The following is a 19273-nucleotide window of genomic DNA, read 5'->3' as shown; positions in this document are numbered from 1 at the left end:
TGGTGAGTTTTTACTCACCAACCTTTTTTATTTGTGTAGTTGAATGGCTAGTACGATCAAACTTATGATACCTAAAAGAGTAACGATTATAAATAATCCTTTGTCCCGCTTTGTCGCAAAAACAGGGCGCTTGTAAGTATGACTGTTCCATAGCCAAAAGACAAAGCCTAATGCATAGATGCCGACACAATAGAGTAAATTCAAGCCGCCAGAGGAATAGAGCATATAGATGCCATAAATAATTCCCCCCAAAGCCAACCACTTTTGACCAACATGTTGTTTCTTGCTGGCGACTTTCCATAAAAAGGCCGCCGATAAAATATAAGGAACCAGCACCATCGTAGTCGCCGTATCGGTCACTGCTTGAAAGGCGTCCATTGCCCAGCGAGAAATTAGAAAGACGATTTGCATGATCACGCCGTTTAAAATCAAGGCATTAATCGGGGCATTTTGTTTATTGGCTTTCCCTAAGAAAGCCGGGAACATTTTGTCTTGTGCCGCGTCAAAAGAAATTTCCGCCGCTAAAATTGTCCAAGAAATCCATGCGCCTAAGACGGAGATAATGACTCCGATATCAATCATACGAGCCGCCCAAACGCCTGTCGAAGCGCGAAGTACACCGCTAAGCGAAGGACTTGGTAAGGCCGCTAATTGTTCTTGTGGCAAGGTACCGAAGCTTAACATGACGATCAACACATAAATTGCTAGCGTCGTTGAATAACCAATCAAGGTCGCCCGACCAACATCTTTTGCCCGTTTTGCTCGACCGGATAAAACGACAGCGCCTTCGATTCCGACAAAAACCCACATCGTTTGCAACATCGCGTGACGAATTTGTGTCGGAACACTGCCAAGATGGTTTCCGCCGCTAAGTACATTTTTGGCAAAAACGTCCATTGAAAAAATATGATACTTAAAATGGATGAATAATAGCAAAATCGCCAGAGCAATCGGGACTACTTTGGCGGCAGTCGCCACCGTGTTTAAAATACTGGCGGTGCGAATCCCGCGAGCCACTAAAAAGACCACGCCCCAGATCATAAACGTTCCTAAGAAAAGCCCGATTTGTCCACCAGAACCGCCGATAGTAGGAATGAATTTACTCAAGGCATCTAAAAATAGAATCACGAAGGAAACATTACCGATAATATTGCTGAGCCAGTAGCCCCAGGCAGAATTAAAACCGACGTAATCGCCGAAGCCGTCCTTCGCATAATAATAAATTCCGCCGATGATCTCCGGTTCTTCATTGGAAAGGGTTTGAAAGACCTTCGCGATAAAGAAAACACCGACACCAGTAATGACCCAGGCAAACAGGGAAGCAATAACGCCAGCGGATTGCGAGATACTGCTAGGCAGATTGAATACGCCGCCTCCTAACATCGATCCAATAACAATCATACTTAAGCCCAGCAAACTCACTTCTTTGGTGTGGTTGCCAGACGTTTGATTTTGTTCCATAATCTTCCTCCTAAAAAACACTTCTTTTATTCAAGCATATTTACTTAAAAATAGCCATTATGAAGGGATGAAACTAAAACGAAATTGAATGAAAGGTTTGCCATCAGATTCTAATTAAATTCAATAGTCTTTTTTACTTGCCTATACCAATGCTTTGTTATCCTTATTTTGTTGAAATAAGGAGGGCCAAATAGAGCAATGAAACGAGAGAAGGACGCTTCGAAAAACGAAGTAAAGACCACCGACTTTCTATTAGAAATGTTGGCGTTGTTCATTCTAATTTCCTTAACTATTTATGCCATTAGAACTGGAAAATTATTCTGAGAAGAGATGCTCCTTTGTGAGTGTCTTTTTTTTTGACTAAAAATTGTTTGAGTAGACCAATTTAAATAACTACTGTGTATAATTAAATGCTGATTGAGTGCCGATCAGTAAAGCTAAATTATTTTTAAAATAACTATAATTATTTTACGCCGAGCTTTTTAGAATAGGCTTTTATTTCTGCTTGCATTGCCGGGCTTTTTCCAGGTATGCTTTTACTGATGGAGTGTTTGCTCGCAATAAAGGGCAGGTTTTGAGAGGTTTTTGTGAAGTGGCTCAACTATAGTAGTTATAGGAGGAAGATGAATGGATTGGCTGGATCATTTTAATGACAGTATTGATTATGTGGAGGAGAATTTAGACGGAGTAATTGAGCTAGAGGAAGCAGCGCGACTGGCTCAATGTTCCAGCTATCATTATCAGCGGATGTTTTCTTATATTGCAGGGGTGACTTTTGCGGGTTATATTCGCCGCCGTCGAATGAGTTTGGCAGGGGTGGATTTGCAAAAAGGTAAAAAAGTGATTGATGTCGCCCTAAAATATGGGTACGATTCCCCTACATCTTTTAATCGGGTATTTAAAGAAATTCACGGCATTACACCACAGGAAGCAAAGCAAGCTGGCGTAAAATTAACCAGCTATCCCATGTTGACCTTCAAAATTACGGTAAAGGGAGTGCATGCAATGGAATATCAATTAGTTGAAAAAGAAGCCTTCAAAGTAGCGGGTGTGGGGATCGAGTTGGATCAAGATATGGAAAAATATAAAAAGATGATCCCGGAATTTTGGAACAAAGTCAGCACGAGCGGGGAATTGCAAAAATTATTTCCTATCATGGATCAAGCGAATACTGGTGTCATGGGAATCAGCATGATGACCTCGAAAATTCAAGAGAATTGGGAGTATGTCATTGGTGTAGCTAGTGACCAAATACCTGCAGGTTTTAAACAATACGAAGTTCCAGCAGCGAAGTGGGCGATCTTTTCTGGCAGCGGCCCGATGCCGGGAGCGATTCAAGAGATGCAGACACAGATCTTTACGGAATGGCTGCCAACTTCAGGATTTGAGTATGCGGAACTGCCGGATATTGAACTGTATTTAGACGCGAATCCAGAAGATGCCCATTTTCAAATTTGGTTTCCCGTACGGGTTAAATAAGCCTGAAAAGTTGTCTGGATAATCCAGGCAGCTTTTTTCGTTTAACAATAAAGGTCTAGGTAACGATGAAACCGGTTAGTTTAATCAACTGCGTCATGAAATTCAAATCTGCTAAATAGCGCCAGCTCTGTTGTAGCTCCTTGTCAGGCTAGCCTTTTTCTCGTATAGTATTGAAGTAAGTACAAGAGAAGCGGGGTGTGAGAGGTATGATTGAATTAAAACAAGTGACAAAAAGTTATGGTGAGAAAAAAGCGTTGGATAATTTAAATTTAACGATCAAAGAAGGCGAGATTTTTGGTTTTTTGGGTCACAATGGCGCGGGCAAATCAACGACGATCAAAAGCCTAGTCAGTATCATTGAACCTACAAAAGGTGAGATTTTATTTGATGGGAAAAACTTGAAGGAAGATCGTCTGGCGATTAAGCGGAAAATCGCTTATGTGCCGGATTCGCCGGATATGTTTTTACAATTAACTGCCAATGAATATTGGGATTTAATCGAAGCGGCCTATGAGTTAAAGGGAGAAGAGCGCCGGCGACTAGAGCTGATCAGTTTATTTGATTTAGTAGGGCATGAAGACGAGACGTTAGAAAGTTTTTCTCATGGGATGCGACAAAAAACGATTATTATCGGAGCGTTGCTGCCGGACCCAGATATTTGGATTTTGGATGAACCCTTACAAGGATTAGACCCTCAAGCGGCATTTGATTTGAAACAAATGATCAAAGGGCATGCTGAAAAAGGGAAGACCGTCATTTTTTCAACACACGTTTTAGATACGGCGCAACAGCTTTGCGATGAATTGGCAATCTTGAAGCAAGGCGAGTTGATTTATAATGGTTCAGTGGAAAATCTATTGCAGGATTACCCTAATGAATCTTTAGAAAGTGTTTATTTGAAAATGGCTGGGCGTAAAGCGGATGAAGATTTAGTTGCAGAAATCGAGGGGGACGCCCATGAATAGTGGAATCATCAAGCGTCTGATCGCAGTGAATATGCTGTATGTCAATCCTTCTGCAACCAATCAAATTCGGAAAAAAGGCCACAAAGGCAAAAAAGTGATTCGCAGTATTCTGCAACAATATGTGCTGTCTGGTTTAATTTTTCTTTTTGTCTATGGTGCCACGATGGTGATGATCGATTTTTCGCAACTGCCAGGGTTCTTTACCTATTATATGGCGCTGTTTGCATTGATTGGTTTCTCTCAATCTTTATCGGCGATCTTCAATGTCTTCTTTGAAAGTAAAGACTTGCAAGATTATTTGGCATTACCGATTAAACAAGGCGAAGTCTTTATCGCTAAATTTTTGGCGGTGGGCATGACCATCGTTCCCTTTTTATTGCCATTGTTGATTCTGTTCTTTTTGACCGCCTTTAGAAGCGGTCAATTCATCCCAATCGCAGTGATTGCGGCGATTTTGCTATTTTTGATCTTTTTTATTTTGCTGTTTAGTTTTTGTAGTTTGATTGTGTTTGGCATGACTAAAACCAAGTTGTTTCGTCTGCATAAAAAATTATTTACTAGCTTGATGCTGGGCTTTTCAATGGTCGTTTCTGTTGGAGGCGTGTTAGCGATCAATTTTTCGCAAAATTCCGTCGATCAATCAGCCAACGTAGTCGATCGTCATCCTTTCGCCATTTTTCTTCCTTTTTACCATGTCATGCATGACTTGTTTTCGGTGGGGGGGCTCTTGCCACTAGCGGCTTTATTGTTGGTGACTGGTCTGCTGTTATTGGCATTGCGAGGCTTTGTGGTACCAAGCTTATACGAACAATTCAGCGATGAGGGCTCTCATACTGTCGCAACGAAACGTAAACGGAAAGAGAATCGATCGTTAAAAAAACAATTAGGCAGCTATAATGTTCAATTGTTGAAAAATCCCAATTTGATCATGCAAGTCTTGACCTCATCTTTGATTATGCCGATCATTCTGTTGGCGACGATGGTGACGACGAATCCGGTAGACCTTCGAACACTGTCTCTGAAATTTGGTGGAGTGTTCTTCGTTAGTGGAATTGTTTTTGCTTGCGTCATGTTGAATCAAACGTCTTTTGTCAGTAATTTGATTTCACTGGATCGTGAGAACTTTTCCTTTATTCAATCACTACCTTTATCATTAAGAAAATATTTACGTCAAAAATTTTGGGTAGGGTGTAAGATCCAAATGGCACTTGCTGGCGGCATAAGCATAATAATCGGTCTTATTATTCATTTGCCGCTCTTCTTGCTAGTCACTTTCGTTGTCGGAACGCTGTGGGGGACTTATCTCATGTCGCTGTATTTTTTCAGTCGCGACTATCGCTTGTTAAATGTGACTTGGACTAATGTCAGTCAGCTCTTTACTCGCGGCGTAGGCAACTACGGATTGATGCTATGGCTGTTTGGGACTTTCTTAATCGGGGCGATCTTAATTGCTTTGTATGTAGTTGGGGTTTTAATGGAATTGAATCCCGTTTTGCTAAACGGTGGCGTCATGCTTTGGTTAGCTATTCTGTCCGGGGCTTGGTTGTGGATCAATCATAATAATTTTTGGAAAAAGCTAGGCCATTAATACTATTTTAAAAGGAATTCCTAACAGGAGTTCCTTTTTTATGTTCTGTTCTAGAGGTTTGATTGATAAAATTTGACTGATTATAAAAATTAAATTCAACTAAGCAATTTGATTGTTAGAAAATGTGTTTTAAATGGTGATACGTTAAAATATTTCAAATCATTTTATCATCTTTCTAGTGATAAAAAATGTTTTGATCATTCTTTTTAATTTTAGCAGTATTTTAAAACAAGAAACTAGCTATTTTTCTTGTCTTTTTTTAATTTGAAATAAAAATCAAGGGCTACAATGACATCGATTTCAGCTTATTTTTAACTTAGCATTTTAGTGGTATAACAGTGCTTAATCAATTGTTGAAAAAAAGATAAAAAAACAAATAAAAAATATTTATTTAAAAAACTTGATTTTTTGTTATTTTATTATTTTAGAGAAAAGCTTTTTTGCTTGAATGACACCAATAAACTTTTAAGTTGTTTAGAAATTTTAGTGAATTATGCTTTCTTGCGCTTTGTCTTTTTTCATTGTAAAGTTAGCTTTGGGAATTTTTAACTGTTGAAATATTCTTGCTCAATTAATAACTAGCGATAATTTTTTGAATTTATTTTTACGGCAGTTCCCAGATTATAATTGAATAGGAGTGGTTTTAATGTCCAAAGCAGAAAAAGGTATGACGCTTGGCGCTCTGGTCATGATGATCTTTACCTCAGTATTTGGGTTTGCCAATGGTCCGGTAGCCTTTTACTTGATGGGGTATGGCTCAATCGTCTTTTACGTTGTGGCTGCGATTCTATTTTTCATTCCTTTCGCGTTGATGATGGCAGAATTTGGTTCTACCATTAAAGGTGAAAACAGTGGAATGTATAAATGGTTGGAAGTCAGCGTAGGACCGCGTTTCGCGTTTATCGGAACGTTCATGTGGTTTGCTTCTTATGTTGTATGGATGGTATCAACATCTTCAAAGGTTTGGATCCCATTTACAACAACTTTTGCCGGAAGTGACCAAACGCAAAAATTACACATGTTCGGTCTTAACTCAACTCAAATGGTAGGGTTATTAGCCTGTGTATGGATGATCGTTGTTACTTTAATCTCAATCAAAGGGGTCAAAGGGATCGTCAAAATTACAAGCTTAGGCGGCTTAGCCGTTACTAGCTTGAACGTTGTCTTAATTGTGATTTCAGGAATTATTTTGGTGACAAATGGCGGGCATTTAGCACAACCGTTTGACCATATCTTACACTCACCAAATCCAAGTTACCAAAGTCCAATCGGTTTGTTAGGTTTCGCGGTATTCGCGATCTTTGCTTACGGTGGTTTGGAAGCTGTTGGTGGGATGGTCGATAAAACTCGTAACCCAGAAAAAACATTCCCTAAAGCGGTTGTTCTTTCTGCTCTGATTATTTCGGTTGGTTACGCTCTAGGAATCTTTCTATGGGGTGTCAGCACAAACTGGCAAGACGTTTTATCAGGCGATACAACTAACTTAGGGAATATTTCTTATGTTATGATGAATAACTTAGGAATTGAGTTTGGTAAAGGCATCGGTCTTAGCCAAGCAGCCGCTATCAGTATGGGTAACTGGTTTGCTCGTTATACTGGTCTAGGTATGTTCTTAGCATACAGTGGTGCCTTCTTTACATTGACCTATTCACCATTGAAGACGTTGATTATGGGTACACCGAAAAAATTATGGCCGAAGAAATTCACTGAGTTGAATGAAAACGGCATGCCAAGTTATGCAATGTGGGCACAATGTGCGATCGTTGTTGCGATTATTTTGATCGCTTCATTTGCAACACCAGACCCATCTGCTTTCTACAATATCTTGACGTTGATGGCGAACGTATCAATGACATTACCTTACTTGTTCTTGATCTATGCGTTCCCTAAATTCAAGAAAAAAGAGGGCTTGGAACGTCCATTTGAAGTTTACAAATCTCATGGTATAACACTTGCTATTAGTGTTGTTGTCTTCTTATTAGTATTGGGCGCGAATGTCTTTACGATCTTCCAACCAATCATCGAAGGTGCTGGAATGCGCGATACTCTTTGGATGATCGCAGGACCAGTAGGGTTTACGATTGTAGGTATCATTCTTTATCAAAACTACGTACGTCGTTCAAAAGCCGAATAATTTTTCGATTAAAACCTCAGCGAATATTGCTGAGGTTTTTTTGTCGGTTCTGGCTATGCGCTCGAGTATTTTCTGATACACTAATTGATGAACATTACCAAATAATATTCATCAATCATGCTGAAAGACTACTAATAGAAGGTTTTCTGTGTGATAAAGACTTTTGACAAGGGGAAAACAGCCGATGATAAAGAGCTTTGCTAGTGATCCTGTTTAGCAAAGTCTAAAGTAAGGCTAAAGGAGCGGATAAAATGAATTTAAGCAAACAGATCAAACGATTGAGAGAAACGGCGGGATTTTCTCAAGAAGAGCTAGCTGAAAAAATCTACGTTTCTCGCCAAACGATCTCTAATTGGGAGAATGAACGAAGCTATCCTGATATCCATAATCTGTTATTGCTGAGTGTTCTTTTTGACGTGACTTTAGATGAACTTGTCAAAGGAGACGTGGAAACAATGAAAAAATTAATTGGAAATGATGAAATGAATAAGTACAGTTGGATCATGGTGGGAACGATTGGTGCAGCGGCAGTCGTATTTGGACCAGCATGGAAGATTTTGGGGAACAAAGGGTTATGGATTCCGTTTATTTTGTGGCTGATTTGTATGTGGGCAGCCTTCAAAATCGAGAAAATCAAAAAAGACAACGATGTTAAAACCTATAAAGAAATCGTTGCTTATATGGAAGACAAAGATGTGAGCGAAATTCGAAAGGAACGCAGTTTTAAAAAAGACATTTTGATTAAAACATTAACGGTTAGTATTTTTACAATAGTTGTGGTAGCAATTGTGCTGTTAAGTTTGTGGTTCAGCGGAATGCTATAAAAAACCGCTCCTGTCTTATCAGGAGCGGAGCATTCATTCGATCGTTTCATCAAAAATTTTATCACTATCATCATTAGTCCAAAAAGCCATAATGATCAGTTCGATCAAGGTTGCGATTAGACTGATGGGAGGATAGAAATAGATCCCAAATCCGATAATGATCACGGTTAGAGGAAAATAGAGGCTGCTCATATATTGATTAGGTCCCATCTTCCGAATTTTTTGACTGATAATGGGGTGTTTTTCTTGGTGTAACTGTTCAAAGCTTTTGCTAAGCCAAAGATAGGCAACGTTCCAAAGGGTAAAGATGAAAAGATAAAAGTATTCTGGCCCGCGATTGGACATAAATTTTCCAGCCCAGGCGGTGGCGACGGGAATCAAGGCCATTGTAAAGAGCCAAATATTATTGACCCAGTAAATCCGCTTTGTTACACGTTTCGTTAGGCTGAACATATAATGATGATTGTACCAAGCCACCGCGATAAAAAAGAAACTGACGGCATAGGCGAATAAATAGGTCAAATTTTCTAAAATAGCTTGCCAATGAAAATCTTCAGGGGTTTTAAATTCTAAGATCATGATGGTCATAATAATCGCTACGATCGCATCAGAAAATGCTTCAACTCTGCCTTTATTCATAATGAATAATCCTTTCTAGTGTTTCAAGAGAGTTACTTTTACGCTTAGTTTTAGCATGATAATAAATTTCAAGCAACTGATAGTACTTTTGACTGGATCAGATCAGAAAAAAAGCTTGTACGTAGTCGTAAAATGATCACGTACAAGCTTTTTTAGAAGGAGGGAACAAGAGTAAAGTTTTTAGGAGAATAACTGCATCAGGAAACCAGAAATGATTAAGACGATGGCTCCGCCTAAACGGTTACCCATTTGCGCAAAAGCAATCAATTCCATCCGATTTGCCGCAGACAATACAGCTACATTCCCAGTGCCGCCCATTGAGTTGTTACATAAGCCGGCAGTGATGGTTGATTCGATCGGATACAAGCCAAATAGGCGACCGACGAAGCCAGAAACAAGTGAGATAACGATCACACTTGTTAAACATAAAACGACAAATTGCCATGTCAAAGCAGAGGCTAAGACATTTAAGTTCAATAAGGCAATACCGATACCAGCTAAGACAGCGGCTGTTAAGTTTTTAACGATTAAATTATTGAACATGATCGCTGCATCTTCATAATATTCAGGTAATACATTGGTGATTTTACAAATTACCACGATAATGATCATGAAGGCATACGCGTGGATTTTAGGTACAAAGAAATTACAGATTTGACCTAGGATGAAGAAGGTCAAGGCCACCATCATACCCACGCCTAATTGGAAAATATCTGGTTTGACTTCGCGAGGCTTACCGTCACCAAGATCGCCTTTTTCCATTAATTTTCCGTTACCGTTAATCTTAGGGAATGATTGTCCTGCACGAGCAACTAAAGCGGCACCGATGATTGCTAAAACATTGGTCATAGCGGTTGCTGGAATCAAGCGGGAAATAATCGAAGAAGCGTCTGTTCCTAAAACATGCGCATAAATGGTTGATAGGGGCACAGCGCCGGCACCGACACCACCAGCCATAGCAGGTAATGAGATATAAAGAACAGAATTGGCAAAGCCATTACCGATCAACATACCGACAAGTCCGACAGCGAAGAAAGAAACAATCATAGAAATTAGTGCCACGGGAATAAAACGAACTGAAGCTTTCATTAGTAGCTTGCGGTTCATACCTAGAATACTACCAGTAATCAGAGCGGCAATATAAAAGTCTAAGAAGCCCATATTGGTTACGAAATTCTTTGTTGATTCAACGACATAATCAGGTAAGATGCCAAATGTTGCGATTGCTGCAGAAGCAAAGATCGCAAAAACAGAGCCACCACCTAAATAACTTTTGACGATTGGAATTTTATTACCGACGAAGTGGAATAAATTTCCGAAAATAACTAAAATAGCGATTGGGCCGATCATATTCGTCGGTAATTTTTTCAAGGCGATTGCGATGATTAATACAACTACCATAATCAAATAAATTGGTAAGCTAACGCCGGTAATTTTGGTTGACCAAAAACCGGTCTTTTTTTCTTCAACTGGTGTAGCAGTTGAGGGTTCTTTTTGTGCCATTGGAGACGTCCTTTCTTTGATAAAACAGGGATGAATGCCATAAAAAGAGGGAGTAGAATGTTCTACTCCTTCTTTTAAGAGCGTTTTATTGCTTTCATTTTGACTAAATAATTCTTTTTAGTATTCTGGAAGCCATTTGGCTGCTTCAACAGCAGCTTTTACATCAGTAATGTCTTCACGGTTCAATTTTTGATCCATGACAGATTTCACGACAGTTTCCGCAATGATTTGAGAAAACTCAGTGATTTTTGCGACTGGAGGTAAGATCGATGCACCTGGTTTTGTGACATCAACGATTCCGCCTAGTGCGCGACTCGCTTGAGAGATGATTTCATCGTTTACTCGAGTTGATGTTGAAGCAATCAACCCTAAGCCTAAGCCTGGGTACATCAAAGCATTGTTTGCTTGTCCAATTTGATAAGTCACACCCTTGTATTCAACATCGTCAGCTGGGATACCCGTTCCGATTAATGCTTTGCCATCCGTCCATTTAATTAAGTCTTCAGCCGTTGCTTCAGCTAATTTTGTTGGATTTGATAAAGGCATAATAATTGGACGAGTTGTATGAGTAGCCATTTCTTTGACGATTGTTTCTGAGAACGCACCTGGTTGAGTAGAAGTACCAATCATGATCGTTGGTTGGATTTCTTTTACAACAGCTTCTAAGTTGGTTAACTCAGTGTTGTTGGTAAATTCAGCTCGTTTTCTAGCAAATGGAATTTGGCCAGGTGTCAAGCCTTCAGTGTCTTCAAATAATAAACCTTGTTTGTCGACTTGGTAGAAGTGTTTACGTGCTTCTTCTTCAGGTGTTCCTTGGCGGACCATTTCTTTTAATAGAATATTCGCAATACCGACGCCAGCAGTACCAGCACCGAAAGTAAGAATTCTTTGATCTTTCAACGCTTCGCCAGAGATATTTAACCCGCCTAAGACACCAGCAAGCACAACAATCCCTGTGCCTTGGATATCATCATTGAAGGTAGTGATCTTATCTTGATATTTTTCAAGGATATTTGCAGCGTTACCGCGGCCAAAGTCTTCCCAGTGTAATAACAATTCAGGGAATAAATCGGTAGCTGACTCAACGAATTCATCGATAAATTCATAGTAAGTATTGCCTTCGACACGGGCGTGGCGATTTCCTAAGTAAAGCGGGTTGTTCAATAATTCTTCGTTGTTTGTACCAGCATCGATTGAAACAGGCAGAACTTGAGCAGGATTGATACCAGCAGCGGCAGTATAAACCATTAATTTTCCGATTGCGATATCGACACCGTTGACACCCCAGTCGCCCATACCAAGAATTCCTTCAGCATCAGTTACAACAATCAAACGAATGTCGCGACCAGCTGCAGCGTTTTTCAAGCTCTCTTTAATGCTTGCTTGGTCATCAATTGAAAGGAAAGCAGCGTCTTGTGGCTCAACGAAAATTTCATTATATTGTTCGATTGAATCTGCTACGACTGGATCATAAACGATTGGCATGAATTCAACTAAATGTTGGCCCATCAATTTGAAAAATAAGGTCCGATTTGTATTAAAGATGTTCATTAAGAAAATACGTTTTTCTAAATCAGATGGTTTGCTTAAGTATTGTCCGTACGCTTGAACGGCTTGTTGTTCAAGTGTTTGTACAGTGCTTGGTAGCATACCTGTGATTCCGTATTTCGCGCGTTCTTCTTTAGTGAACGCAGTCCCTTTATTTAAGAATGGGTTGTTCAATAGGTTTAAACCTGTAAGCATAAATAAATCCTCCTAAATTTTAAGTGCTAGGGAAGTATAATGAAGGAACGAAGGTATAGTCAAAAACGTTAGTTATGATAAATTCTGCTTATATGACAGGAGGTTTCAATCGAAAAATGCCGTAAAACAAGTGAAGAAGATTCGTTCCCGATTTTATTCAAAGGATTAAGCTTTTTGACTCAATATAGTAGTAAGCAAAAAATACCGAAGATCCGTTAAGAGATCTTCGGTATTTTTTAGTTTGTTCTGATAATCAAAAGGCAGGGAAGGGAATCGTTTATATCAATCATTATTATCTCTTTAAAGAACACACTTTAGTGATTAACCGATTTTTTTCTTATCGATCCGACGACTGTTCAAAAACCAGTGGCGATGGTAATCACCAACTAAAGCGGTGAAAGGGACGCTGGCAATGCCTTGTTGTTGAAGGGCGTCTTCTAAATAATTTTTTAAGACCCATGGATCTTCGATTCGGGAGACATTCAATGCTAAAGTATCGGCGATCACAGCTGGTGTCGTATTCAAGTCGGCGGCGATTTGTTCGAGACTCAAGCCGCTGCGTTCAAAATTTTCTTGGAATTCGTTTTTTGTATTGATCGTTTGTTGTTGATTTAATGACATAACATTCGCTTCTTTCTTTAAAAATAAATAGTTGTACTTTCAACTATCGACAGCATACACTTTTAAAATTCGACTGTCAAACAAAAGGTTGTCTTTAAAAAATTTTTTTTAGGATAAAATTGCGAAGTGTTTTTTGCAAATCAAACTGAAACTTTTTCAGATAAAATGAAATGAAAAGTAAATTAGTTTAAAATTAGCCTTTTATCATTTAAATACTTCTGTTATAATTGGCATCACATCTGAAAGATGTTACTTGTTTTATCAAATCGAAAAGGAGCGAATATGTATGACGATTTACAATTTTTCTGCGGGGCCTGCAGTCCTGCCAAAACCAGTGCTGGAGATCGCACAGTCCGAAATGCTTGATTATAAGGGCAGCGGCATGTCGGTGATGGAGCTGAGTCATCGTTCCTCCTTATTTGAAGCGATCATTCAAGACGCCGAAAGTTTATTACGAGAATTAATGGCGATTCCAGATAATTATAAAGTTTTATTTTTACAAGGCGGAGCCAGCTTACAGTTTTCAATGGTTCCTTTGAATTTAGCGCAAGGGAAAAAAGCGTTGTACGTCAATACCGGCTCATGGTCGAAAAAAGCGATCAGTGCCGCCAAAGCCTTAGAAAATATTGAAGTTGAAGTGATCGCCTCTAGCGAAGAACAGAATTTTACTTCTATCCCTGAGCTGCCCGCAACCGTGGATCAAAAGGCGGCCTATGTGCATATTACAACCAATAATACGATCGAGGGAACGGCGTATGCCAAGATTCCTTCCTTTGGAGACGTACCGGTGGTGGCAGACATGTCATCAAATATCTTAGCCAATGACTATAAAGTAGAAGATTTCGGTGTGATTTACGCCGGCGCGCAGAAAAACATCGGTCCCGCGGGATTAACGGTCGCAATCGTTCGTGAAGATCTTCTCAATCAAGAGGCAGTTTTTGCTCCAATGTTGGATTACGCGTTGCAGGCGAAAAACAATTCCCTTTATAATACACCGCCAACTTATGCGATTTATATCGCAAAATTGGTTTTTGAATGGGTCAAAGAGCAAGGCGGGGTAGCCGGAATCACCGCAAAAGACCGGGAAAAAGCACAATTACTATATGACGCCATCGAAAAATCAAACTTGTTCAAAAGTCCAGTAGAAAAAGCTAGTCGTTCATTAACAAATATTCCCTTTGTTACTGGTGATGAAGCTTTGGATAAAGCCTTTAATCAAGCGGCATTAGCAGAAGGTTTTGAAAACTTAAAAGGCCATCGCTCAGTTGGCGGCATGCGAGCCAGTCTTTATAACGCCTTTCCATTAGAAGGCGTAGAAGCACTGATTGCGTTCATGGAAAAATTTGAACAAGAAAATGGAGGGAATTAAATGTTTCAGATAAAAACATTCAACGCGATCGCTCCTGAAGGGATGGCGCGTTTTGATCAAGAGAATTATCGCATCAATGAAAGTGAAGAACCGGATGGGATTATTTTACGCAGTCAGAAGCTTCATGAATATCAATTTCCAGAATCAGTCGTAGCTGTCGCACGGGCCGGAGCAGGTACCAATAATATTCCAGTAAAAAAATGCACGGAGCAGGGAATCGTTGTTTTCAATACACCGGGAGCGAATGCCAATGCAGTTAAGGAGCTGGTAGTGGCCAGCCTATTGATTGCGGTGCGGCCAATGGTTCAAGGAATCGAATGGGTCCAAACGTTATCAGGCAGCGATGTCGAGGAGCAAGCCGAAGCACAAAAGAACCAATTTGCCGGAACCGAGCTTGAAGGGAAAAAATTAGGCGTTATCGGACTTGGTTCGATTGGCGCAATGGTAGCGAATGACGCCTATCGCTTAGGCATGGAAGTTACCGGCTACGATCCTTATGTCTCAGTAGATACGGCTTGGAGCATTTCTCGGCGGGTAAGACGGGCGACAGATATTAAAGAAGTGCTGACGAATTGTGATTTTATCACGGTTCATGTGCCGTTGACTGATCAAACGAAACATTTGATTGGACCGGATGAATTGGTCTTAATGAAAAATACCGCTCACTTGATGAACTTTGCTCGCGGTGAGATCGTCGATACTGAGGCCGTGGTCAAAGCGGTGAATGAAGAACGGATTGGCGGGTTTACGACTGATTTCGCCGATGAAAAATTGTTGCATAATGAGAAGATCACGGTCTTGCCGCACTTAGGCGCATCAACCGAAGAAGCGGAAGTAAATTGCGCGAAGATGGCGGCTCGTGGATTGAAACGGTTTTTAGAAACCGGGGTCATTAAACGTTCAGTCAATTTTCCTAATGTCGAGATGGCCTTTGATTCTCCTTATCGAATTACCATCATTAATAAAAATGTGCCGAATATGCTAGGCTCGATTGCTTCTGACATTGCTTCGTTAGATGTGAATATCGATAATATGGTGAATCGCGGAAAAGACGATTACGCCTATACACTAGTCGATGTGTCAGAGACAGATCCACAAAAAATCACGGCGATCACAGAAAAATTGGCCCAAAACGAAGGGATTGTCCGAGTTCGAGCGATTAAACGGGATGAGGAGAGTGAATTTTAATGGTTCAAGTTCATCCATTTAAAGGGATTCGTCCCACTTCAGCGTTAGCTACGCAAGTGGCGGCTTTGCCTTACGATGTCGTAAATTCGCAAGAAGCGAAAGAACTTGCGGCGGGAAATCCTTATAGTTACTTTCATATCGATAAAGCTGAGATCGATCTGCCTGAGGATATTTCCCCCTATGATGAAAAGGTTTATCAAAAAGCCGCTGATAATTTAGCAGCCTTTTTAAAAGTCGGCTGGCTCTTTAAGGAAGAGCAAAATTATTTCTACCTTTATGAATTAGTCATGAATGGGCGCAGCCAAACCGGGATTGTCGCTTGTACGTCGATTGAAGATTACATTGACGAAAAAATCAAAAAGCATGAGTTTACTCGTCATGAAAAAGAAATCGATCGAATGAATCACATCCGGACTTGTGATGCCAATACTAGCCCGATTTTTTTAAGCTATCGACCAAAGACTGAGATCCAACAAATCATTAAAGCTTGGCAGCAGGAGCATCAGCCGGTTTATGATTTCACCAGTTATCATGAGGTGACGCATCGCGTTTGGGTAATTGATCAAGGTGACACGATTGAGAAGTTGACGAAATTATTTACCGAAGTTGAGGCGCTTTATATCGCCGATGGCCATCATCGGACAGAATCGGCGGTGAAAATCGGACTTGAAAAACGCGAAAATGGTGAGCAGAATCCTGAGACAGAGCAATTCTTGTCGATTATTTTTCCAGAAGACGAATTGGCGATCTGGGAATACAATCGGGTCTTGAAGGTCGCTCCGCCAGCTGATTTCATGGAACAATTAAAGGAAAATTATTCCGTGACGAAATCAGGCGTCAAAAAACCGAAACAGGCCGGTGACTGTCAGCTGTACGATGGCGAGGCTTGGTATACCTTGACGATTAAGGCGGACAAAATCCCAAATGATCCGGTAGAAAAATTAGATGTGGCTTTGCTGCAAAAGCATGTTTTCGAAACCATTTTTGATATTCAAGACATTCGTACTGATAAACGAATCGATTTTATTGGCGGAATTCGTGGGACAGCAGAATTGGAAAAACTAGTCGATTCAGGGGACTTCAAATTAGCTTTTTCCATGTATCCGACGCAGATGAAGGATCTATTGGCGGTGGCCGACGCGAAACAAATCATGCCACCAAAATCAACTTGGTTCGAGCCCAAATTATTAAGCGGCTTGTTCTTACATGATTTAGAAACCAAATAACAGAAGTTCCCGATGCCTATCGGGAGCTTTTTTTTGCCAGAATTTTCCTTCATAGGGTATGCTAAAAGTGGAGGCGAGACAGATGAGAAGAGTCTTGGATTTTATACAAGCCAATAAATTATTGAGTATCTCGTTGTTTTTGGCGATCATCAGCTGTCTGGTGGGACGCTTTTCAGCGGGGGACATTGATTATAAAGTGATCCTGACATTGTTTGGGCTAATGCTCTTGATTCAAGGGTTTGAACAAGTCGGACTTTTACGGTTTGTGGCACAGAAATTATTGCATCACTCGCAGGACAGCCGACGTTTGGTTCAGTTAATGGTACTTCTGTCGTTGATCGGATCAATGTTTTTGACCAATGACGTAGCGATCTTGACCTTGCTGCCGATCTATCTAAAGATCTTGAATCTGTTGCCGAAGTTTAAAGGACGTTTGCTTGGGAGTGTCTTGATTATTGTTGCGGCAAATCTTGGCAGCAGCTTTTTTCCCTTTGGCAATCCACAAAATTTATATCTTTACGATTATTATCACGTGGCTTTTAGTCAATTTCTCTTATGGATGGGTTTGTTCCTAGTGGTGAGTGTCATCGCTTTATGGCTGTTGACTTTATTGGTAGCGAAGGACTCATTGGAGGAGATCGAATTCAAACAAGCGACTTTTGCGCGGAACGAAAGTTTTTTACTGGCAGCTTTAATGGCTATCATGATCTTAGTCGTTTTAAACCTCTTTCCTTATCAATGGACGGTGCCTTTGGTAGCCTTAGTTGTTTTCTTTTATCGCCGGAGTTTATTTAGACGAGTGGACTATGGTTTATTGGCGACCTTCGTCTGTTTCTTTATTATTGTCGGAAATATCGGTGAAGCGGATTTCATTCGAGAAAATCTGCATGCATTATCGAGTAAGCAAGTTTATCTAACAAGTATCGGAATGAGTCAAGTGATCTCCAATGTCCCGGCGGCGTTTTTGATCGCGCCTTTTACCGATTATCAGCAGGCGGTCATTTTAGGGGTTAATATCGGTGGACTAGGAACACTCTTAGCCTCTTTAGCCAATTTAATCGGCTATAATCTTTTCCATTCCTTTTATCCCGATGAAACAAAACGTTTTTTGAGTCTCTTTAGCCTTGTCAATTTTGGCTTATTAGTGATCTTAGGCGGCATCTTTTTCTTTTTCATACATTAGAAATCACCAAGAATTCCTGAAAGAGCGCTAAGTTTCTTATGGGAATTTTTGCAAAAATGCTGAAACCGCTTTATTTAATGCTAAGCTTGCATTGTAGAAATGACAGGAGGGATTTACGATGCGAGATAATACAAAATTAATTCATGGGTACAATGTCTTTGATGAAGTGACAGGGGCGTCTTCGATACCGCTTTATCAATGCTCCACCTTCAAGCAAACGTCTATCAAGGAGGGGCAGGACTACACCTATTCCCGCTTCGGTAATCCGACTCGTAGTGCATTAGAGCAAGCGGTGGCGACAATGGAAGGCGGTCGTTATGGAATCGCCTTTGCTTCAGGGATGAGTGCGATCTCAGCGGTGCTATTAAGTTTTAATCAAGGCGATCATTTAGTCATGTGTAAAAGCATCTACGGCGGGACTTTTCAGCTGGTGAATGAAGTGATGAAGCGTTTTGGGATCGAAGTCACCTTTGTGGATGAAACGGATCTGACGGCCTGGGAAAAAGCGATTCGGCCGAACACCCGAGGCCTCTATCTTGAAACGCCTTCAAATCCATTGCTACAAGTCACCGATATTCAACGTGTGGTTGCCTTAGCCAAAGCCCATCAATTGGTGACGATGATCGACAATACCTTTATGACACCGCAATTTCAAAAACCGTTGGCTTTAGGCGTCGATGTCGTGATCCACAGCGCTACGAAGTTTATCAACGGTCATAGTGATGTCGTCGCAGGTCTGGTGGTCACTAATGATGAAAAATGGGGTCAGCAGATCAAGTTGCAGCAAAAGGTTCTTGGTGGCATCTTAGGAGTTGAAGATTGCTGGCTGACGATGCGGGGCATGAAGACGATGGGATTGCGAATGGAACAAAGTGCCCGTAGTGCTGAAAAAATTAGTCAGCTATTAGAAGATCATCCCGCGGTCAAAAAAGTTCATTATCCGGGACTAGCAAGCCATCCTGGCTATAGGATTCAGCAAAAGCAAGCAACTTCCGGCGGAGCAGTCTTATCTTTTGAATTAGCCGATCAAGCGGCTGTTTACAGCTTTGCGGAAGCCTTAGAGCTACCAATCGCCGCCGTTAGCCTAGGGGGAGTAGAATCGATTTTATCTTATCCAGTTACCATGAGTCATGCTTGTGTACCCAAAGAGGAACGAGAAAAGCAAGGGGTGACTGAGGGTCTGTTACGTTTATCGGTAGGAATCGAGGACACGGAAGATTTACTGGCGGATTTGGAGCAGGCTTTAGGTAAATTGAAGCCACTTTTTTAATAAAAAGAAGCGAGAGTGTGGAATTTTTCTCCATGCTCTTGTTTTTTTCGGTTATAATGGAAGCATCTTTTTGAAGAGGG

General features: G+C 40.6%; 16 protein-coding genes. 11 read left to right on the top strand and 5 right to left on the bottom strand.

Features of this window, described 5'->3' with window-relative positions:
* Positions 1–27: 27 nt before the first annotated feature.
* A complete protein-coding gene (locus IGI54_RS13145) occupies positions 28–1461 on the bottom strand; it encodes a basic amino acid/polyamine antiporter (protein WP_430621912.1) in 1434 nt (477 codons plus the stop codon).
* 198 nt (positions 1462–1659) lie between these two features.
* Between IGI54_RS13145 and IGI54_RS13140 the strand changes: the two genes are divergently transcribed.
* From IGI54_RS13140 to IGI54_RS13115, 6 genes are all read left to right on the top strand, one after another.
* The gene (locus tag IGI54_RS13140; protein ID WP_276516260.1) at positions 1660–1785 is read left to right on the top strand and encodes a hypothetical protein; all 126 of its coding nucleotides are present in this window, start codon (positions 1660–1662) and stop codon (positions 1783–1785) included.
* 303 nt (positions 1786–2088) lie between these two features.
* Complete coding sequence (locus tag IGI54_RS13135) at positions 2089–2940, top strand: AraC family transcriptional regulator (protein WP_430621911.1); 852 nt, start codon at positions 2089–2091, stop codon at positions 2938–2940.
* A 206-nt stretch (positions 2941–3146) separates the two neighbouring features.
* Positions 3147–3905, top strand: a complete 759-nt coding sequence (locus IGI54_RS13130; RefSeq protein ID WP_071861828.1) for an ABC transporter ATP-binding protein — start codon at positions 3147–3149, stop codon at positions 3903–3905.
* Positions 3898–5493 (top strand): ABC transporter, encoded by a 1596-nt coding sequence (locus IGI54_RS13125; protein WP_430621910.1) that lies wholly within the window; start codon positions 3898–3900, stop codon positions 5491–5493. Before IGI54_RS13130 ends, IGI54_RS13125 begins: the two co-directional genes overlap by 8 nt.
* Positions 5494–6139: 646 nt before the next feature.
* Positions 6140–7627, top strand: a complete 1488-nt coding sequence (gene yjeM, locus IGI54_RS13120) for a glutamate/gamma-aminobutyrate family transporter YjeM (RefSeq protein WP_430621909.1) — start codon at positions 6140–6142, stop codon at positions 7625–7627.
* A gap of 251 nt (positions 7628–7878) precedes the next feature.
* On the top strand, positions 7879–8451 hold the full coding sequence (locus IGI54_RS13115; RefSeq protein ID WP_430621908.1) for a helix-turn-helix domain-containing protein: 573 nt from the start codon (positions 7879–7881) through the stop codon (positions 8449–8451).
* Between the two features lie 33 nt (positions 8452–8484).
* Here the strand turns inward: IGI54_RS13115 and IGI54_RS13110 are convergent, their stop codons facing one another.
* From IGI54_RS13110 to IGI54_RS13095, 4 genes are all read right to left on the bottom strand, one after another.
* Positions 8485–9090, bottom strand: coding sequence for a TMEM175 family protein (locus tag IGI54_RS13110; RefSeq protein ID WP_430621907.1), 606 nt, complete (start codon positions 9088–9090; stop codon positions 8485–8487).
* Between the two features lie 180 nt (positions 9091–9270).
* Positions 9271–10593, bottom strand: a complete 1323-nt coding sequence (locus tag IGI54_RS13105) for a 2-hydroxycarboxylate transporter family protein (RefSeq protein WP_430621906.1) — start codon at positions 10591–10593, stop codon at positions 9271–9273.
* A 117-nt stretch (positions 10594–10710) separates the two neighbouring features.
* Positions 10711–12336, bottom strand: coding sequence for a malolactic enzyme (locus IGI54_RS13100; protein WP_430621905.1), 1626 nt, complete (start codon positions 12334–12336; stop codon positions 10711–10713).
* Between the two features lie 321 nt (positions 12337–12657).
* Positions 12658–12957 (bottom strand): DUF2316 family protein, encoded by a 300-nt coding sequence (locus IGI54_RS13095; RefSeq protein ID WP_430621904.1) that lies wholly within the window; start codon positions 12955–12957, stop codon positions 12658–12660.
* Positions 12958–13243: 286 nt separating this feature from the next.
* Here IGI54_RS13095 and serC point away from each other — a divergent pair, with 286 nt between their 5' ends.
* The 5 genes from serC (at position 13244) to IGI54_RS13070 (ending at position 19193) form a co-directional block, all read left to right on the top strand.
* Positions 13244–14326: a 3-phosphoserine/phosphohydroxythreonine transaminase gene (gene serC, locus IGI54_RS13090; RefSeq protein ID WP_430621903.1), complete on the top strand. Its 1083-nt coding sequence runs from the start codon at positions 13244–13246 to the stop codon at positions 14324–14326.
* Entirely contained in the window at positions 14327–15514 is a 1188-nt protein-coding gene (locus IGI54_RS13085) for a 3-phosphoglycerate dehydrogenase family protein (protein WP_430621902.1), read from the top strand.
* Entirely contained in the window at positions 15514–16740 is a 1227-nt protein-coding gene (locus IGI54_RS13080) for a DUF1015 domain-containing protein (protein ID WP_430621901.1), read from the top strand. The genes IGI54_RS13085 and IGI54_RS13080 overlap by 1 nt, the downstream gene beginning before the upstream one ends.
* A gap of 82 nt (positions 16741–16822) precedes the next feature.
* Positions 16823–17923 (top strand): SLC13 family permease, encoded by a 1101-nt coding sequence (locus IGI54_RS13075; protein WP_430621900.1) that lies wholly within the window; start codon positions 16823–16825, stop codon positions 17921–17923.
* Between the two features lie 118 nt (positions 17924–18041).
* Positions 18042–19193, top strand: a complete 1152-nt coding sequence (locus IGI54_RS13070) for a trans-sulfuration enzyme family protein (protein ID WP_313631261.1) — start codon at positions 18042–18044, stop codon at positions 19191–19193.
* Positions 19194–19273: the final 80 nt, after the last annotated feature.

The sequence above is a fragment of the Enterococcus sp. DIV0800 genome, assembly GCF_050559735.1.
GTDB classification, from domain to species: Bacteria; Bacillota; Bacilli; order Lactobacillales; family Enterococcaceae; genus Enterococcus_A; species Enterococcus_A devriesei.
The sequence above is the reverse complement of the archived record's forward strand: the minus strand, read 5'-3'. Positions and strand labels throughout refer to the sequence as shown.